This window comes from Candidatus Thiodiazotropha sp. AKIB8 (assembly GCF_058244675.1).
This window is the reverse complement of sequence record NZ_JBSYOO010000051.1, coordinates 231340-247923: the sequence shown is the minus strand read 5'-3', so window position 1 is coordinate 247923 and position 16584 is coordinate 231340. Positions and strand designations below refer to the sequence as shown.

The following is a 16584-nucleotide window of genomic DNA, read 5'->3' as shown; positions in this document are numbered from 1 at the left end:
AGGGCCCCACCCTACCGTTCAATTCAGGGCGTAGGGTGGGGCCCTGCCCCACCAAAATAGCTTGGTTACCTCAGAAAATTCTCGTTCTACGTAACAAATCCCCTTAAGTAAGTGCCATTCGCCCTAGGCCCCTTTCAACCTTGTTACAGCATCTATTTTTTCTGTTGACTCAATCACCGCCTGGGCCAGAGTTTCAAGTGCCTTCAACGGCACTCCCTGCTTATGTCTAACCATAACCGTTGCAACCATAGCCAGATGCGGAGGTATGCGTTCAACTACAAGATCTTCAACATATCGACTTTGAGAAACCACCCAGGCCGGCATCAGCGTATACCCCAGCCCTACAGCGACACAACCCAGTATCCCATCGAGCGTCCCGAGCTCCATGATTTCACTGACTTGCTGACCATTCTCCCGCCTCCAGGACAAGGCGCGCTCACGATAGGCGCAGCCTTCACGAAACAGTATCAGTTGTGATTGAGAATGGCCATGTTTTGCACGCACCAAAACCAGCTCTTCTCTGCCGATATCACACACAAGTAGATCACTGTGATTCACTATACCGGCAACAAATGCACAATCCAGTTTATGGTTGAGTACCTGCTCAACTAATGCTGATGAGGTATTTGTCTCGACACGTAACTCAACGCCTTTGTGATCCTGTTGCAGCCGCATTAATGCCGGGGCCAGACGTAACGAGGCAAAAGTCTCCATTGCGCCAATACGTAATTCGCCAGATTGCTCGCCAACTTGCCTCACTGCGGCAGAGGCCTGATTTTCCATTTGTAAAATCTGCAGTGCGTAGTCATACAGCACGCGACCGGCTGGTGCCAATGTCAAACCTCGCCCTTTACGATAAAAAAGCTCCGAATCCAACTCTTCTTCCAATCTCTTGATCCGGGTAGTGACATTGGATTGGACTGTATTCAACTTACGGGAAGCCGATAAAATCCCACCCTCCTCGACAACCGCTCTGAATGTATGCAGTGATATCAACTCCACACCCTTCTCCATTACCGAACGTTTTCTTCTATAATATTCGCTTTATTTGATACCAGGAAGTATGTAAGTTCTCTTGTATAAATTCAAGAGAGAGTTAATGAACGAACAATCTGAACGCTTAAAAGTTCTTGGAGCAGGCATTCTCAGCCTGATATTGACCTTGGGTATTGCGCGGTTCTCCTACACCCCTCTACTGCCGATCATGCAACAACAAGCTGCCCTTGGTGTATCAGAAGCCGGGTGGCTGGCTTCTATTAACTATATTGGCTACCTTTGCGGTGCAATTATCGCATCACTGACCAGTGATCTGATTCTCAAAGATCGTCTATATCGCCTGGGACTGGTTGTTGCGCTTGTCACCACTTTTGGCATGGGCTTAACGGAAAATTTCTGGATCTGGTCCCTGCTGCGTTTTTTTGCCGGACTGAGTAGCGCCGCAGGCCTTCTATTGGGTTCAGGATTGATCCTCAATTGGTTGATTCGGCATGACCACCGCAGTGAATTGGGTATTCACTTCACCGGTATCGGCGCAGGGATCGCTCTATGTGCTGCAGTAGTTGAATTGATGAGATCCCACCTGGATTGGAGTCAGCAGTGGATGCTACTCACCCTATTGGGGCTGTTTTTACTCGTTCCTGCATGGCGCTGGTTACCTCCCCCAGAAACAGCAACGTTGACTAGAAGTGGGCAAGTAATGAGTGACAACCCACCGAGTAGACTATTTCTGCATCTGTTTATGGCAGCCTATTTTTGTGCCGGTGTGGGTTATGTTGTAAGCGCCACTTTTATCGTTGCTATCGTGGATCAAATACCTGGTCTTGAGGGAAACGGCGCCTGGACCTTTTTACTTCTTGGTTTGGCCGCCACCCCTGCCTGTGTTGTCTGGGATCTTATAGCGCGCAAAACCGGCTATCTGAATGCGTTAATTATCGCATTTGTAATTCAGATTGTCGGGATTCTACTGCCAGTAGTAGAAGCAGAGCTTACATATGCCCTAGTTGGGGCGCTATTGTTTGGCGGCACTTTTATTGGAATTGTCAGTCTTGTTCTGACTATGGCAGGGCGATATTACCCTACCCGTCCTGCAAAAATGATGGGCAAGATGACTGTCTCCTATGGTATTGCCCAGATTATTGCACCTGCTATCACTGGAGCAATAGCAGCCTATAGTGGTGACTATCAAAGCGGGCTCTATTTTGCGGCAATAATGATGGTGATAGGCGCAATCATTCTATGGCGGCTGAAAGGAGTGGAATTCTCCTGATACGCTGCAATTGACTCGCCTGATCTACTTAAGGGCATAAGCAGTTAATAGTGGCGCCCTTAATACACAGCATTGAAAAACCCACCCACCAGTAGTTCAGGATATTATTTCCTACCCCCATCACTACACCCAGATGCCCCTTAGAAGCGTATGAGGGATAAAATATCTATGCCTGTATCAAATAATCTATCAATCCCTGATAACTTTCTGCTACTTTTAAATTACAATAGCAATTGTGTACGATAGATTTATCGTGGACGCTTACGATCCAAGGGATCAGAAACCCATGACCAGCTATGGCGTAAAGGACTATGAATCATAAAGACAATACCTCTTCAGATAACGATATTCGACTGGCACGCACTTCCCGCTCAGCCCTTGTCTTAATCCCAAATACTTGATCGTCACGATCACTTAACCCAGTTTGTCTCACAGACTTGATCTCACCAGGTTTTATTGAGCACTAAGCTAATATGCCAAGCAGATACTATATTATTTTTACGGTGTTACCTCTTCTCAGTTTCGACACATATGCTGAGAATGAGGAAAAACTCGATCATTTCCTATCACTCAGCCTAGAAGAGTTGATGGATCTGGAAATCACCATTTCCACCGATACTAAACAGACCGTAGCCAAAGCACCCGCAGCTGTAACAGTTATCACTGAAGAAGATATTAGAGCTACAGGGTCAACCAATCTCTCTGAAATCCTTGAGAGTGTTCCAGGAATTCACGTCAGAGCCAGCCACTTTGGTTTTCGTCCATTGATTCAGTTTAGAGGCGCAACTGCTAATCAAACACTGTTAATGATTAATGGTGTTTCGATGCGCGATCTGATGTGGGGATTTGGATTCTTTTGGAAAGGCGTACCTACCAGTAGCATTAAACGTATTGAGATCATCCGTGGTCCAGGATCTGCACTTTTTGGCGCGGATGCCTCAGCAGGCGTTGTCAACGTTATCACCAAAACAGCTGGAAAGATCAATGAGACCAAGGTAGGTATCCGCAGTGGTAGTTTTGACACCAATACTGGCTGGATGCAATACGGCAGTAACTGGGATGGTTTTGATATTGGTTTGAGTATGGATTTCCACAAAACTGATGGACATGGGCCTAAAATCGAGACTGATGCTCAAACAATAGCTGACAGTAGAGATGGGACAGACGCCTCACTTGCTCCGGGCAGGGCACAATATGGGTGGCGGAGTGAAGAGATACGACTATATGCAGTCAACTCTGAATGGCGCTTGAATTTGGACTACGCCCATCATAGTGACATAGAGACAGGATTGACTGGACGTGGAGTTCTTGACCCTGTGACAGAAGCAAATGATAAACGGTTAAATGCCGACCTATTCTATAATAATGACCACTTTTTACCGAACTGGAATATTGAAGCAGAGTTACGATACCAAGATTACAAATACTCTTCAGGTGATGGCTTTCAAGAGCTCCCCCCTGGTGCTCAATCTAATGCAAATACCATCGGCATTCTTAACCAAATGCGTTCAGCAGAACGACGAATATCATTTGAGACAAGCGGTCTATACAATGGCTTGAAAGAGCATTCGATTCGTATAGGAACTGGATACATTTGGCAGGACTTATACGATGTTGAGCAGAGTATAAATAGTGGCATAGGAGCTGATGGCAATCCAATTCCGGTTGGGAGTGGTCTGGTTGAAGTGAGCAATACGCGATATGCGTTTGCTCCAGAGAAAAAGAGAAAAATCCAATATCTGTTTTTACAGGATATCTGGCAACTAGCCAATGATTGGGAACTGACCACAGGAGCCCGATACGATTACTATTCTGACTTTGGTGGAACATTTAATCCACGCTTGGCACTGGTTTGGGAGACCACATCCAATCTGACTTCCAAGCTATTTTATGGTCGTGGATTTCGACCGCCATCGTACCAGGAATTATACACAATAACTTCCAATGCCCTCCCTAATTCCGAGCTCAAGCCAGAGCGTTCAGAAACAATAGAGTTAGCCTTTTCATATGTATTTAGTCCCGATGCAAATATTGGCGTTAATTTCTTCCAATATCAGCAATCTGATTTCATCGATGATGTAACCGCTCCAGGTGAAACAACAGGCCGATTCACCAACATTGGTAAACACACAATACATGGCATTGAGCTTGAGATGAAATGGCAAATGGCTGATAACTTGAGAGTATCCGGCAATTACACCATTCGAGATGAAGATGAAAGTAAGTTTCGCGCAGTTGATGAACCAAAACAGGATGCCTACATCCGTGCTGACTGGAGCTTTATTAACAGCTGGAATTGGAATATTCAGTTGAACTGGATTGGTGAAAGAACAAGAAAAGATTATGACACAAGATCTACACTAGATGACTATCTTATCACCGACACAACACTCAGATTTTCAGCCAATGAAAACTGGGAGATTGCCGCGTCGATCCGCAATTTATTTGATACCGATGCTTATGAATACACACGAAGCAGTATACCTGGCGATCTACCACTACCTGAGCGCAATTTCTACGCTGAAATAAACTACAACCTTGGTCAATAGATAATCTGGAGAGTTTTATATATGCCTAACAGAAAAATAATAATGAGACACTTGAAACTGATCGCAGGACATTAACCCATAACTTTAGTCAAAAGCATTTTTTTACTCTCTAAATTACTTTAAATATACAGATATTATCTTCGCTAATGATATTTACGATAGACAAAACGTATTTTTTGATTCACCTCTTTTTAGACAGTTATTCGTTTTGGCACTCGCTGAATATTATATTTTACATTGGCATTGTACACATACAATTAACATAGTTATAACTTGGATTGATTAACGTGACAACAAGGCTGTTTGTCTACATTTTATTCTTAACATTTGTTCCCGTAACAGTTTGTACAGCTGAAGCGCAGGACGATGCACAGAATATCAGCCTGTTAAAAGCAGTGTTTATTTATAATTTTGCAAAGTTTACACGCTGGCCTGAAGGTCAACCAGGTGGGTCACAGAATCAAATTATTTTGTGTGCAATCGGCAGAGATAACCTTTCGGATAACCTTAATGCTCTGGATGGAAAAGCATTACGTGGTCGCACAATAAAGATAGAATATTTTAGCGAAAAACGAAACAGTCTGAAAAGTTGCAATGTACTCTATCTCGCTCACTCAACACCACAAGAGACTCAACATATATTAGAATTAATTAGATTAAATTCAATTCTAACTATCAGTGAGATGCCTAACTTCATAAACCATGGTGGTATGATTAAACTACAAACCCAAAATGACAAAATCAGGTTCACCATTAATCTCATGGCAACTCGCGCAGCTGGCTTAGAGATAAGTGCTCGCCTTCTTAACCTGGCGACAGTTATCAATGAGGAAGCTCCATAATGAATATTTTGCTCAATGCTTCTATAAAGCAGAAGATTGAAGCCATTATCCTGACTACAGCAGCCTCTGTACTCCTGCTCAGTCTTTTTCTATTCATGGCCTTTGAATTCAATTCAGCTCAGGGAGAGGCCATTACAAAACTACAGACTCTAGCCAAGTTATTAGGCGCTAACAGTAGCGCTGCGATTGCATTTCGTGATCAAGAAACGGCTGAAGATATTCTTTCAACACTTGCCACCCAACACAGTGTAGTAAATGCAAAAATACTCAACCTTAATCGTAAAGTTTTCGCTGAGTATCATAGCTCTCAATCTGAGACTGAAACTGATATCAGCGACAATCAATCTCTGTTTGGGTGGGTTGCGGTCGAAGAACCTATCATCCTAGATGAAGAGTTAATTGGCTACTTTGTAATCGTTGGTGACATGAGCAATGTACGTTCCACCTTAGTTCAACAATCGCTTTTAATTCTGGGAGTATTCATACTCTCGATGTTATTCGCACTACTGCTATCCAACTATTTTCAAAAATTTGTTTCTGTTCCTGTTAGACAGCTACTTACAACAATGGGTGCAGTCACCTCTGAACGTGATTTCAGCAAACGTGCTAAAAGAATCAGTAATGATGAACTTGGCACTTTGGTGGATGAATTTAATGTGATGCTCGATAAAATCGAGTCATATGATCATGAATTGACTACCTATCAACAAGACTTGGAACATCTGGTAGCAGAACGCACCCAGGAACTGGAGTGGGCGAAAGAGGGTGCTGAAGCAGCCAGTCAGGCTAAGAGTGACTTCCTGGCCACCATGAGCCATGAGATTCGCACACCTATGAGTGGTGTTATCGGATTCGCACATCTTCTCGAAAAAACGGAGCTGAATGAAAGACAGCTAGAGTATCTTCGAATCATTACCAGTTCAGCAAATAGCTTGCTCGATATTATTGACGATATTCTAGACTTCTCAAAAATGGAAGCTGGAAAAGTCAAGCTGGAAAACAGTAACTTTTCATTGGCGTCAATGCTTAACAGTGTACATGTTCTGTTTACACCTAAGGCCGCGGAAAAGGGTCTTAATCTTTCCACAAATATTGCAGATGATATCCCACATGTTTTATATGGTGACCCATCCCGTTTAAGACAGATTCTGATAAATCTTGTTGGTAATGCAATCAAGTTTACGGACCATGGCCAGGTTTCAGTAAACATCCAAAAACAGACACAAAAAAATGATAGAGTCGGGTTACAGATCACCATTCAAGACAGTGGTATAGGAATTTCCCAACAACAACAGGATCAACTTTTTCAACCATTTCAACAATGCGATGGTTCAATCACCCGCCACTACGGCGGCACAGGTTTAGGCCTGGTTATCGCTAAACGACTGGTCAATCTTATGGGTGGCAGCATCTCGCTGGAGAGTACATTAGGTGAAGGGTCAACCTTTACCATATCAATCTATCTAACAAAACCCCAAAAAGAAAAAAAGCGTAGTTTATCCCTCGTACCCTCCGTCTCAAATGACCAGCCAACACCAGCGCTATCCCATGGTGCTCTTTTGCAGGATATGAATATCCTGGTAGTCGATGACAGTAACGTTAATCTAATGTTAGCTAAGACCCTACTCATCAACGAAGGCGCTAATGTAGTTGCCGAAAAGAGTGCAGTTGATGCGATGAAAACGATTGCTGATAAACGTTTTGATCTGATTTTACTAGACCTGGAAATGCCGGTCATGAGTGGAATCGAGGCAGCAAAAGAGCTGCGTAAAGAAAATTCAGCCACTGAGAAGACACCAATTATTGCTGTAACAGCGCATGTATTACCTGAGAAACGCCTGGAAGTTGCTGACGCTGGTATGAATGACATGCTTGCTAAACCCTATCTACCAGAACAACTCTACGCAATTATTGCCAAATGGTGCGATAACGTTAATTACCAGACTAAGCCAGCCCCCTCTCAACCAAGAATCTCTGCCGAAACCCCTGTCTATGACCGGGATGTCGCGCTTGCAAGTGTAGCAGGCAATCAGAAGGCGGCTCGTTTGATACTGAAAGAGTTCCTCGCTATGCTGCCTGTTATTGAAACTTCAATTCGCAAAGCATCCGCAGAAAATGACACCACAACACTATATCAAGCTATTCATAAACTCGCGGGATCTGCAAGCAGTAGCGGCGCGACCTCCATTCACAGTAAAGCGATGTATCTTAAATCGATCATGAAGCGTCAACACCAACCAGAAGATCTAATTGATAACGGCGTTTCTGCACTTCTTTCTCAAATTAAGAGATTCAATACACACTTCAGGGCTTAATATACCCGGCGACCAGATTGTTCACTTTCAGAGTTTCAAGCATATTCTTGATCAAAAGGTGACATGCATCGATTGGCTATTCCCACATTGAGAACTGGATAGCAGTGCTCTAGTGTGGTGCGTCATACTAGGGCCTGCTAGCATTAAACGATTCGTTCCTGCTGAAACTATTTTATGCCAACCATTCTTTAAAATGATATTTCCAAATTAATATTTCATCTAATTTTCTTTCTATATTCTGAACCTCATCAGTGTTGTTTTATATCACTGCTAATGTCCCATTAACTTTCAATCTTCTCAGAACAACTAAAAAGCCCCTCTCCCTTTACGGGAGAGGGGTTGGGGAGAGGGTGTACGCGAAGCGTTTCATATGATTGAAAGATAAAACCGCATTGATCGTTCATATTTATCTTGCTGATTGTTGAATAAAAATAGGGTGTTCATTCTCCCCCTCTCCCCCGGCCCCTCTCCCGCAAGGGGTGAGGGGAGTTTCTCTCCCCACCTATTTATAATACTGATGATTTGTAAGTTTTTTCTAGCTGTGATCCTCTACTACTGAAGCTTTTTCATATACCAATTCTCAATCACCAATAGAAACCAATATCAATTAATCAGTTACAACCAAGATGGTTAAAGTAAGCTGGACAACAGTGGTTTTATATATATTTTAAACAACACAAGATCATTATTATTGACAATAGCCAAGAACTTGAGAATAGAGATGCGGAGTCCACATATTGGTCGGAAATTAACTATGACACTTCTTTATTTGATGATACTGGGTTGAAGCAGATGGATCCGAAGCACTGAGGGTGTGAGTCCGGTCCAGCGTTTGAAGGAACGTCGAAAATTGTTGGCATCGTGAAAACCCAGGTATGCTGCAATTTGTTCGTTGTTGTAGCCCTGCGTAGACATCATCTGTAGGGTGATGTGGGTACGCACCTGATCCAACTCTGCCTGAAAATGGCTACCATGTTGGGCCAGATGTCGTTTGAATGTCGCTGGACTGATACCGAAGTCGGCTGCGCTCTTTTCCAGGGTGGGAGCCAGACGAACGCGCTCATGCAGGTAGTCATACAAGGCCGAGAGCAGGCTTTGACGACTGAAGGATGGCGAGCTCTCTTTTTCGACTTCACTCAGGGCAACCTTGGTGGCCATGTCACTACCGCGTGGCCAGGGAGAGTCCAACCAGTCGTTGTCGATAAGCATGGCATCGAAATAGTCGTTGAATTTGGTTTCCGTCCCCAGGTGTACCGCATATTGCTCGATATAGGCCGGACGGGTGCGGTTGAAATGGTATCGCCAAGGCAGGCGTACTCCGCTAAGCCAGCGGCTCATGCCGGTGACCGCGGTCATCATCATTTCGACGACAAAGCCACGCAGTTTGTGGTTGATGCAGCTGTCGGTCCAATAGAGCGAGGTCTGCTCACCCAGGGTCATCAAATGGGGGGCCAACAACGGGCTTAACCAGGCCTGGTAACGGATCAGGATATCGAGTGCTTGGCGCAGGTTGCGAGCATGCAGCATAGCATGACTGATGTTTCCCATATGGCCTGGCAGGAGCTGCTGGCCGAGCATAAAGCTGGTGGCACGATCCGGCAGGATTTCACTGAGATTCTGCAACATCTGTAGGTAGTCGCCTGGCGTTAGCAGACTATTCTCGGTAACCAGCTCTTGTGGACGTAAGCCTGTACCACGCAATAGTGCTATGCAGTCTATCTCTTGGTCCCGAGCATATTCGAGCAGCAGCGCCGCCTGGTAATTCGCAGGAATGAAGCGGGTATTGGTTTGGTAGTAGTCAGTCACGCCACTAGGTGCTCACTGCTGCGTTAAGAACAGTGGGAGGTGTTGGCTCCAGCGCGGTATTTAACTCATGCAGCAATTTGTCAGGCTCTGAGTCGGCCACGGCACAAGCAATGCGGACCGAGACCAGGATGCGCTCATTCTGATCTCGCGTATGGTGCGCCAACAGGTTGACCACACGCTCCAGATGCTGAGCCACCTGGCTGACAGCTTGTTGGTTGGTAGCTGGCATGAGGATGGCGAATCGGTCGCCGGCGTAGCGGCACAGCAGATCGTCCGGGCGCATGTTAAGCAGAAGCAGATGGCTGATCGCCTGTAAAAGTCGATCGCCTTCGGGTTGACCATATTGGCGGTTGATCCGATGAAACTGATTGACGTCGAGTAGGATCAGGGCACAGGGTTGCTGGGGATTCTGTTCCTGCTCCAAGCGAATCTGGCGGCGCAGATAGTCGGCATTGGCCAGTTGGGTAACGCGATCGAATGAGCGGTGATCTCGAAACAGGCGCTCTCGCTTTTGCATGTGTTCGTTGAGGGAGAACTGCTCCTGACGCCAAAGATAGAGACCAGCGGTCAACGCTAGAACACCGCACAGGGTCGGCAACGATTCCAACCAGTTGTCCCAGTAGACTTCATGGGGGATGGCGAAGAATTCATCCAGACAATCCACCCAGGAACCGAATGCAATCGCGATCAAGCCCCCTGCCAGCATAGTGGTCACCCTTCCACTCGGCCGGCTTGTGAGTATGATCAGGGACCATACCGCTGACATCAACGCGATACCGCCTTCACTGGCGATGTCCACCCATTTCCAAACCGCAAAAGGCTTGCCTGTACCAAGGCTGGCATAGAGCCAGATACAAAGACCGGCGACCAGCATCATGGTCAACAGAGCGAAGCGGTAGTTAGATGACATGTAGATTCCATATCAGAGTCGGTGATCTGGCATGTTAGATCCTGTTTATGACAAATCCGCGACATTTGGAGCCCTTTTCCGTTAGGGGGGTTCGATCAGCTCACTGTTTAGTTGTCGGATATCGCTGCTGCCCCATTAACTTTCAATCTCCTCTAAAAGCCCCTCTCCCTTTACGGGAGAGGGGTTGGGGAGAGGGTGTACGCAAAGCGCTTCACTTGGTTGAAAGATAAAACCGCATTGATCCTTTATCTTTATTGTGCTGATTTTTGTTGAAAACAGGGTGTTCATTCTCCCCCTCTCCCCCGGCCCCTCTCCCGCAAGGGGAGAGGGGAGTTTCTCTCCCCATCTATTTAAGATACTGATGACTTGTAAGTTTTTTCTAGCCGTGATCCTCTGCTTTACGATGCTTTTTCATGTCTCAATCATCAATAGAAACCAACAGCAATGAATCAGTTACAACCGTAATGGTTAAAGTTAGTAGGACATAGCAGTGGTCGGATATCTCAAATTTTATCCTGCTGCCAGCTGCACTTATCTCGCTACGGTTTCGGGTTGTTTATAAATCGATGCGAGGTAAGGCATATAGGCTCACATTCATGTCCGCGCAACGCTAAGTCACTGATTTTTAGTGTTCGATGAGTTTGGTATGTCAAAAAATTGAAATTATTGATGCGTATCCTGCGCTCCGTAGTCAACCAGACGGCAAGGCGTAGCCATTCGAGATGGTGAGCCGATCCGGCGTCAAATCGGAGAAGTAGGATGCACGCAAATATAGTGACAAACTCGCAGCGAACAGCTGTTTTCTGCCGTAAGGCTCTTGCCATTGCCGTGGCCACCGCAGTTAGCGGGCAGCTCTGGGCAGATGAAGATACCCAGGTACTCGAGACAATACAGGTTACCGGCCAGGCCGCCAGCATGGATAGCGCACTCGATGTACAGCAAATGGCCGACAATATTGTCAGCGCTGTGCATGCCGACGACATCGGACAGTTGCCGGATACTAATGCTGCCGAGGCGTTGCAGCGTCTTCCCGGCGTCTCCATTGAACGTGATCAGGGAGAAGGTCGCTATGTGCGGATTCGTGGTATGGCGCCGGATATGAATTCGGTCACTATCAATGGCAGTCTTGTGCCGTCACCGGAGAGCGACTCACGTGCTGTTGCCCTCGATGTATTGCCATCGGGCTTGATCAGCTCGCTGGAGATATCCAAAACTTTGACTCCGGATCAGGATGCCAACTCAATCGGTGGCACCATCGATGTGAAGACCATATCTGCCTTCGACCACAAAGGCCTGTTCTATTCACTAGAGGGTGGTGGGAGTAACAATACCAACATTGATAAGACCAGTCCCTATGGTTCTGCTGCCTGGAGTGATCTGTTTGCTGACGACAAACTCGGCATCGCTGCAGGCATCAGCTCTGATACCCGGGAGTTCGGGTCAGACAATACCGAGACCGGTGGTGCCTGGGATCAGTCCGGTGCTACACCTGCCCTGGAGGAGTTCGAGCGACGCGACTACCAGATTACCCGCGAACGGCTGGGGGGAGTGTTCAATATTGAATATCGTCCTCAGGCCGGTGCTTCCTACTATCTGAATTCGATGTTCAGTAGCTATTCAGACGAAGAGACACGGCAGCGCCACAACATAGAATTCGACGATCCGCAGACTGAGGGAAGCTTGGGTGACACCGAGTCGTCGCGCGAACTCAAATCCCGCAAGGAGACCCACGACATCCACTCCTTCCAGTTGGGTATGGATCGCACTATCGGCGAGTGGGACCTGGGCCTGGGGGTTGGCATCAGTAAAGCGGACCAGGACACGCCGAACTACATCTCTTCCGCCAAGTTCAAGTCCAGCGAGACCTATCAGGCCGGGTTCACCGATACCAGAAAGCCGGAGCTGATCGGTGATGCTGCCATCAATTCCGCTGCCGACTATGAGTTGGACTCTATCAAGATGGCGGATCAATACACTGAGGACTCCGAACACAATCTGCATTTCGATCTGGAGCGCTATTTTGTACTCGGCGGACTGGATAACGAACTCAAGTTTGGCGCCAAAATCAGCCGACGTGAGAAGAGCAACGAATACACCGCTTGGAAGATCGATGGCGATGATTTCGGTAACCCGTCGCTGACCAACTACACCTCTGACAGCGTTGACTATCCGCATGGTGATTTCGGCCCAGGCATCAGCGCTGGAGCGATAGATGATTTTATTGACACTATCGACCGCTCGGCCTACCTGGATGAAGAGGACTCGCGCATCGATGACTTCACCATGAACGAAGATATCGATGCCGCCTACGTGCAGAACACCTTCAGTCAGGGGATGTGGCGACTGCTCGCCGGTGTCCGTTACGAAGGCACGGACTTCAACGCCAAAGGTACCGGCGTGAATGACGGTGCTCTGGTTGACGTTGAGGCGGATCATCGCTATCACAACTGGTTGCCGGATCTTCAGCTACGCGTCGATCTCGACAACGACACCACAGTGCGCACGGCTTGGACTCACTCTGTGGTTCGCCCGACTTTCAAGCAGCTGGCACCCGGCTATGTCCTTGATGATGACGAGGCGGAATTTGGTAACCCGGATTTGGAACCTATGACGTCCACTAACCTGGACCTGGGCCTCGAGCGTCGTATGGGTTACGCAGGAGTGATGTCGGCCTATCTGTTCTATAAAGAGATTGATGACTTTATCTATAACACCGACCTCGCCGGGAGCGGCATCTGGAGCGACTTCAGTGAAGCCAAAACCTACACCAATGGCAATAACGCAAAAGTGCGCGGTCTGGAGCTGGCCTATGCCCAGACCTTCCGGCAGCTGCCCTCGCCTTGGGATGGTCTGCTGTTTTCCGCAAACGCCACCTTCACCGATTCGAAGGCTCGCATCAAAGGTTACAGTGATGGGGAGCAGGTCTCCCGGGAGATCGACTTACCCAGCCAGTCCGATCTCACCCTGAACACTACCTTGGGCTACGAAAAAGGTCCGTTCAGCCTCCGTCTGGCAATCAACCACAAGTCCGAGTATCTGCTTGAGGTCGGCGATATCAGCAACAGTGATGGCGATCTATATGTGGACGATCAGACCCAATACGATCTCTCGGCAAACTATAGGATTGGCCGTCATGTACAGCTAGTGTTTGAGGCGCTCAACCTGAGTGACGAGGCATACTATGTCTACACCAACGATGAGGATCTGAACGCCCAATACGAAAGCTATGGTCGAACCTATCGGTTGGGCATCAAAGTGGCGTCTTTCTAAATGTTCTACTTATTCGAGATGGTCTACCAGATGTTACGTTACCGACTTTTAGTGTTAGGAATGACACTGTTTGCCTTGATCTCCCCCCCAGTTGCAGCAGGGCTTCCTGCAACTGTGGAAGATGCACGGGAACTGGCTGCGCTATCAGGTGGATACTGGATGGCGCTCAACAAGCAGCGTCTGAATCTGGTAGATGGCAGAGGAGATGAGACCGCCACTCTCAAGTTGCGCGGCGCCCATCTGGATAGCCGACCTACGGAACAGGGTGCCTTGGTGGTGGTGTTCGACGAAAATGCACAGCAGGCGGTATTGCTTGATGTGGATCTATCAAAGGGCATCATTACCAACAGCAGCCATTTGCCCGGTCAGCCCTTTTCAGTAAAAAGCCAGTGTCTCTATAGGGACAGCCAGCAACTTATCCAGCTGTTTCTGATCGGCCGAGATGGCTTGGCCGAACAGTGGTTGTTGAGCGGTCCCGAGCCGCGTCTGTTGCGACACCTGGCGTTACCGCCAGGGAGCGAACATTGTCGTGTGGATGACATCACGCATACCTTATATGTCAGTGAAGAAACGTTCGGCATTTGGGCCTACCCGGCGGATGCTGAAGGGGTGCCAGAACGCCACTTGGTTGTTGCGCGTTGGCCTTACGGTCTATTGGCGGGTGGTGCTGGAGCCTTGGCCGTAGTACCAAGTGGCCTCGCAATACTCGATGCCAAGGGAGAAAACCTGAGTTTGATGTTGCGCCAGCAGGGTCACTGGAGCCTGGCCCGTTCCCTGCGGATAAAGGATGCGGATGGCGTGCTGGCAACCAGCGGGCGGTTGTCAGTACGTACCCAGGGTCGTTGGCGGACAGAGCCATTGCAATGGCCTGTCAAAGATCACCCAACAGCAACCCTACCTATCATAGAGGCCCAGGGGCAGACAGTGTCGATGGCGCAGCGAGGTGATTCTGCTGACGATCCCGCTTTGTGGGTCAACCCGATTGATCCCACTCTCTCCCGGGTGTTTGGCACAGACAAGAAACAGGGATTGCTGAGTTACGATTTGCAGGGTAATCAACTGCAATTTCTCGATGTAGGACGGATCAACAATGTTGACCTACGCCAACAGGTTCATCTGGACGGGCGTAGTGTTGACCTGGCACTGGCGACCCAACGGGATGAAAACACCCTGGTGGTCTTCGAAATAGATGCAGAAGGCAATCTACGCGATGCGGGGCACATTCCGACTACCCAGAAGGAGCTCTACGGCATCTGTCTCTACCAACCGCCTCAAGGTGGGTTGGAGGCATTCGTTAACGATAAAAGCGGCATCTATGTGCAATATGCGATAGCGGCAAATGGTGAAGGATATAGCGGCACTGAGCTACGTAGGTTCAACATGAATGGCCTTGCTGAAGGCTGTGTGGTCGACGATCTTCGGCAACGCCTGTTTATCGCGGAAGAGGATCACGGTATTTGGACACTGGGGGCGGAAGCTTCTCTCAACGATCAGCCTCATCCTGTGCTGCCGGTGGGTCAGCACCTGACCGCCGATGTCGAGGGGTTGGCTATCTATCGTGGGCAGCAGGCAAGTTACCTGATTGCATCGAGCCAGGGAGACAGCAGTTTCGCAGTGCTGGATCTTGAGCCGCCGTTTGCCTATCGCGGCTCATTTCGTATCGGTATCAACGCTGATTTGGGTATCGATGGGGTTTCGGACACCGATGGTTTGGAAGCCGCAGCACTCAATTTTGGCCGGACTTACAGTGATGGCATGCTGATCGTGCAGGATGGCTACAAGCAATTACCTGATGCAGCGCAAAACTTCAAATATGTCTCATGGCAGGAGATTGCCGAGGCACTCCATCTACCCTGATGGTGATGATAAGGGTCAGGTAGGCTTTGTCATGCAACAGCTTCAGGATTATGAGCTGGCCACATGGGTCCGGTATGCGATAGCGTTGGCCTTCGTAATCGCGCTGCATGGGGCGGCACTGATGTTTCTGGCCGGTATGCGACATTCAGAGCCACAGAAGCCCCGTATTATGGTCGGCATGTTGCTTAAGGCCCCTGAGCAGAAGCGGACCCCAGCACCTCAGCCAGCACCGGAAACGCCCGTACCTGAGTCACCAAAACCACAGCCACCGGAACCAGCGCCACAAATACAGGAACTATCAGCCCCACCAGCCAGAACCAAGGCTGAAGCGACAAAGAAGCCGGCTCCCAAGGTGAAGCCAACTAGAAAGCCACACCCAAAGCCAGTGGAAAAACAGGAAGTTCCCAGGACACCTGTTGCCGAGCCTGTATCGCACACCCCCACGGTATTGCAAACGGCGGCTGTCACCGCTAGCGAGAGTAGACTCTCCGCGCCGCAGTTTTATGCAGACTATCTGCACAACCCAGATCCTAAATATCCACTGATGTCCCGCAAGCGGCGTGAAGAGGGTGAGGTGCAACTGCGGGTCAGGGTTGATGCCCAAGGCCACCCCGAGACTGTGCAGATTCAGGTAAGTAGCGGTCACCCACGACTCGATCAGGCAGCCAGCAGTGCAGTTAAACAATGGCGATTCGTGCCGGCCCGGCAAGGCGGCCTGAACGTAGCGGCCTGGGTAGTGGTGCCGATCCAATTTAATCTGGAGAAATAG

Annotated in this window: 11 protein-coding genes; 7 read left to right on the top strand and 4 right to left on the bottom strand. The window is 48.3% G+C overall.

Features of this window, described 5'->3' with window-relative positions; translation table 11 throughout:
• Positions 1–123: 123 nt before the first annotated feature.
• Complete coding sequence (locus tag AC4IFB_RS19390) at positions 124–1002, bottom strand: LysR family transcriptional regulator (RefSeq protein WP_490778701.1); 879 nt, start codon at positions 1000–1002, stop codon at positions 124–126.
• Between the two features lie 97 nt (positions 1003–1099).
• Here AC4IFB_RS19390 and AC4IFB_RS19385 point away from each other — a divergent pair, with 97 nt between their 5' ends.
• The 4 genes from AC4IFB_RS19385 to AC4IFB_RS19370 all read left to right on the top strand — a co-directional run bounded on the left by AC4IFB_RS19385 (position 1100) and on the right by AC4IFB_RS19370 (position 7972).
• Complete coding sequence (locus tag AC4IFB_RS19385) at positions 1100–2266, top strand: YbfB/YjiJ family MFS transporter (protein WP_490778702.1); 1167 nt, start codon at positions 1100–1102, stop codon at positions 2264–2266.
• Positions 2267–2853: 587 nt separating this feature from the next.
• Positions 2854–4815 carry a TonB-dependent receptor plug domain-containing protein gene (locus tag AC4IFB_RS19380; RefSeq protein ID WP_490781035.1) on the top strand — a complete coding sequence of 654 codons (1962 nt, stop codon included), beginning with the start codon at positions 2854–2856 and terminating at the stop codon, positions 4813–4815.
• 287 nt (positions 4816–5102) lie between these two features.
• On the top strand, positions 5103–5657 hold the full coding sequence (locus AC4IFB_RS19375; RefSeq protein ID WP_490781034.1) for a YfiR family protein: 555 nt from the start codon (positions 5103–5105) through the stop codon (positions 5655–5657).
• Positions 5657–7972 (top strand): ATP-binding protein, encoded by a 2316-nt coding sequence (locus AC4IFB_RS19370; RefSeq protein WP_490781033.1) that lies wholly within the window; start codon positions 5657–5659, stop codon positions 7970–7972. Before AC4IFB_RS19375 ends, AC4IFB_RS19370 begins: the two co-directional genes overlap by 1 nt.
• A 765-nt stretch (positions 7973–8737) precedes the next feature.
• Here AC4IFB_RS19370 and AC4IFB_RS19365 read toward each other — a convergent pair.
• From AC4IFB_RS19365 to AC4IFB_RS19355, 3 genes are all read right to left on the bottom strand, one after another.
• On the bottom strand, positions 8738–9778 hold the full coding sequence (locus AC4IFB_RS19365; RefSeq protein ID WP_490781032.1) for an AraC family transcriptional regulator: 1041 nt from the start codon (positions 9776–9778) through the stop codon (positions 8738–8740).
• Positions 9779–9782: 4 nt separating this feature from the next.
• Positions 9783–10688 (bottom strand): GGDEF domain-containing protein, encoded by a 906-nt coding sequence (locus AC4IFB_RS19360; RefSeq protein WP_490781031.1) that lies wholly within the window; start codon positions 10686–10688, stop codon positions 9783–9785.
• A gap of 135 nt (positions 10689–10823) precedes the next feature.
• The gene (locus AC4IFB_RS19355; RefSeq protein WP_490778708.1) at positions 10824–10976 is read right to left on the bottom strand and encodes a hypothetical protein; all 153 of its coding nucleotides are present in this window, start codon (positions 10974–10976) and stop codon (positions 10824–10826) included.
• 471 nt (positions 10977–11447) lie between these two features.
• On the opposite strand from AC4IFB_RS19355, the gene AC4IFB_RS19350 reads away from it, so the two are divergent.
• The 3 genes from AC4IFB_RS19350 to AC4IFB_RS19340 are packed head-to-tail and all read left to right on the top strand — an operon-like array spanning position 11448 to position 16584.
• Complete coding sequence (locus AC4IFB_RS19350) at positions 11448–13958, top strand: TonB-dependent receptor (protein ID WP_490778709.1); 2511 nt, start codon at positions 11448–11450, stop codon at positions 13956–13958.
• Positions 13959–15815 carry a phytase gene (locus AC4IFB_RS19345; RefSeq protein WP_490781030.1) on the top strand — a complete coding sequence of 619 codons (1857 nt, stop codon included), beginning with the start codon at positions 13959–13961 and terminating at the stop codon, positions 15813–15815. It begins immediately after the preceding gene.
• Positions 15790–16584 carry an energy transducer TonB gene (locus AC4IFB_RS19340; RefSeq protein WP_490778711.1) on the top strand — a complete coding sequence of 265 codons (795 nt, stop codon included), beginning with the start codon at positions 15790–15792 and terminating at the stop codon, positions 16582–16584. The genes AC4IFB_RS19345 and AC4IFB_RS19340 overlap by 26 nt, the downstream gene beginning before the upstream one ends.

Coding starts and splice junctions, on each gene's coding strand:
- AC4IFB_RS19385 (WP_490778702.1), top strand. CDS start 1,100: ATGAACGAACAATCTGAACGCTTAAAAGTTCTTGGAGCAGGCATTCTC.
- AC4IFB_RS19380 (WP_490781035.1), top strand. CDS start 2,854: ATGGATCTGGAAATCACCATTTCCACCGATACTAAACAGACCGTAGCC.
- AC4IFB_RS19370 (WP_490781033.1), top strand. CDS start 5,657: ATGAATATTTTGCTCAATGCTTCTATAAAGCAGAAGATTGAAGCCATT.
- AC4IFB_RS19360 (WP_490781031.1), bottom strand. CDS start 10,688: ATGTCATCTAACTACCGCTTCGCTCTGTTGACCATGATGCTGGTCGCC.
- AC4IFB_RS19355 (WP_490778708.1), bottom strand. CDS start 10,976: ATGAACACCCTGTTTTCAACAAAAATCAGCACAATAAAGATAAAGGAT.
- AC4IFB_RS19350 (WP_490778709.1), top strand. CDS start 11,448: ATGCACGCAAATATAGTGACAAACTCGCAGCGAACAGCTGTTTTCTGC.
- AC4IFB_RS19345 (WP_490781030.1), top strand. CDS start 13,959: ATGTTCTACTTATTCGAGATGGTCTACCAGATGTTACGTTACCGACTT.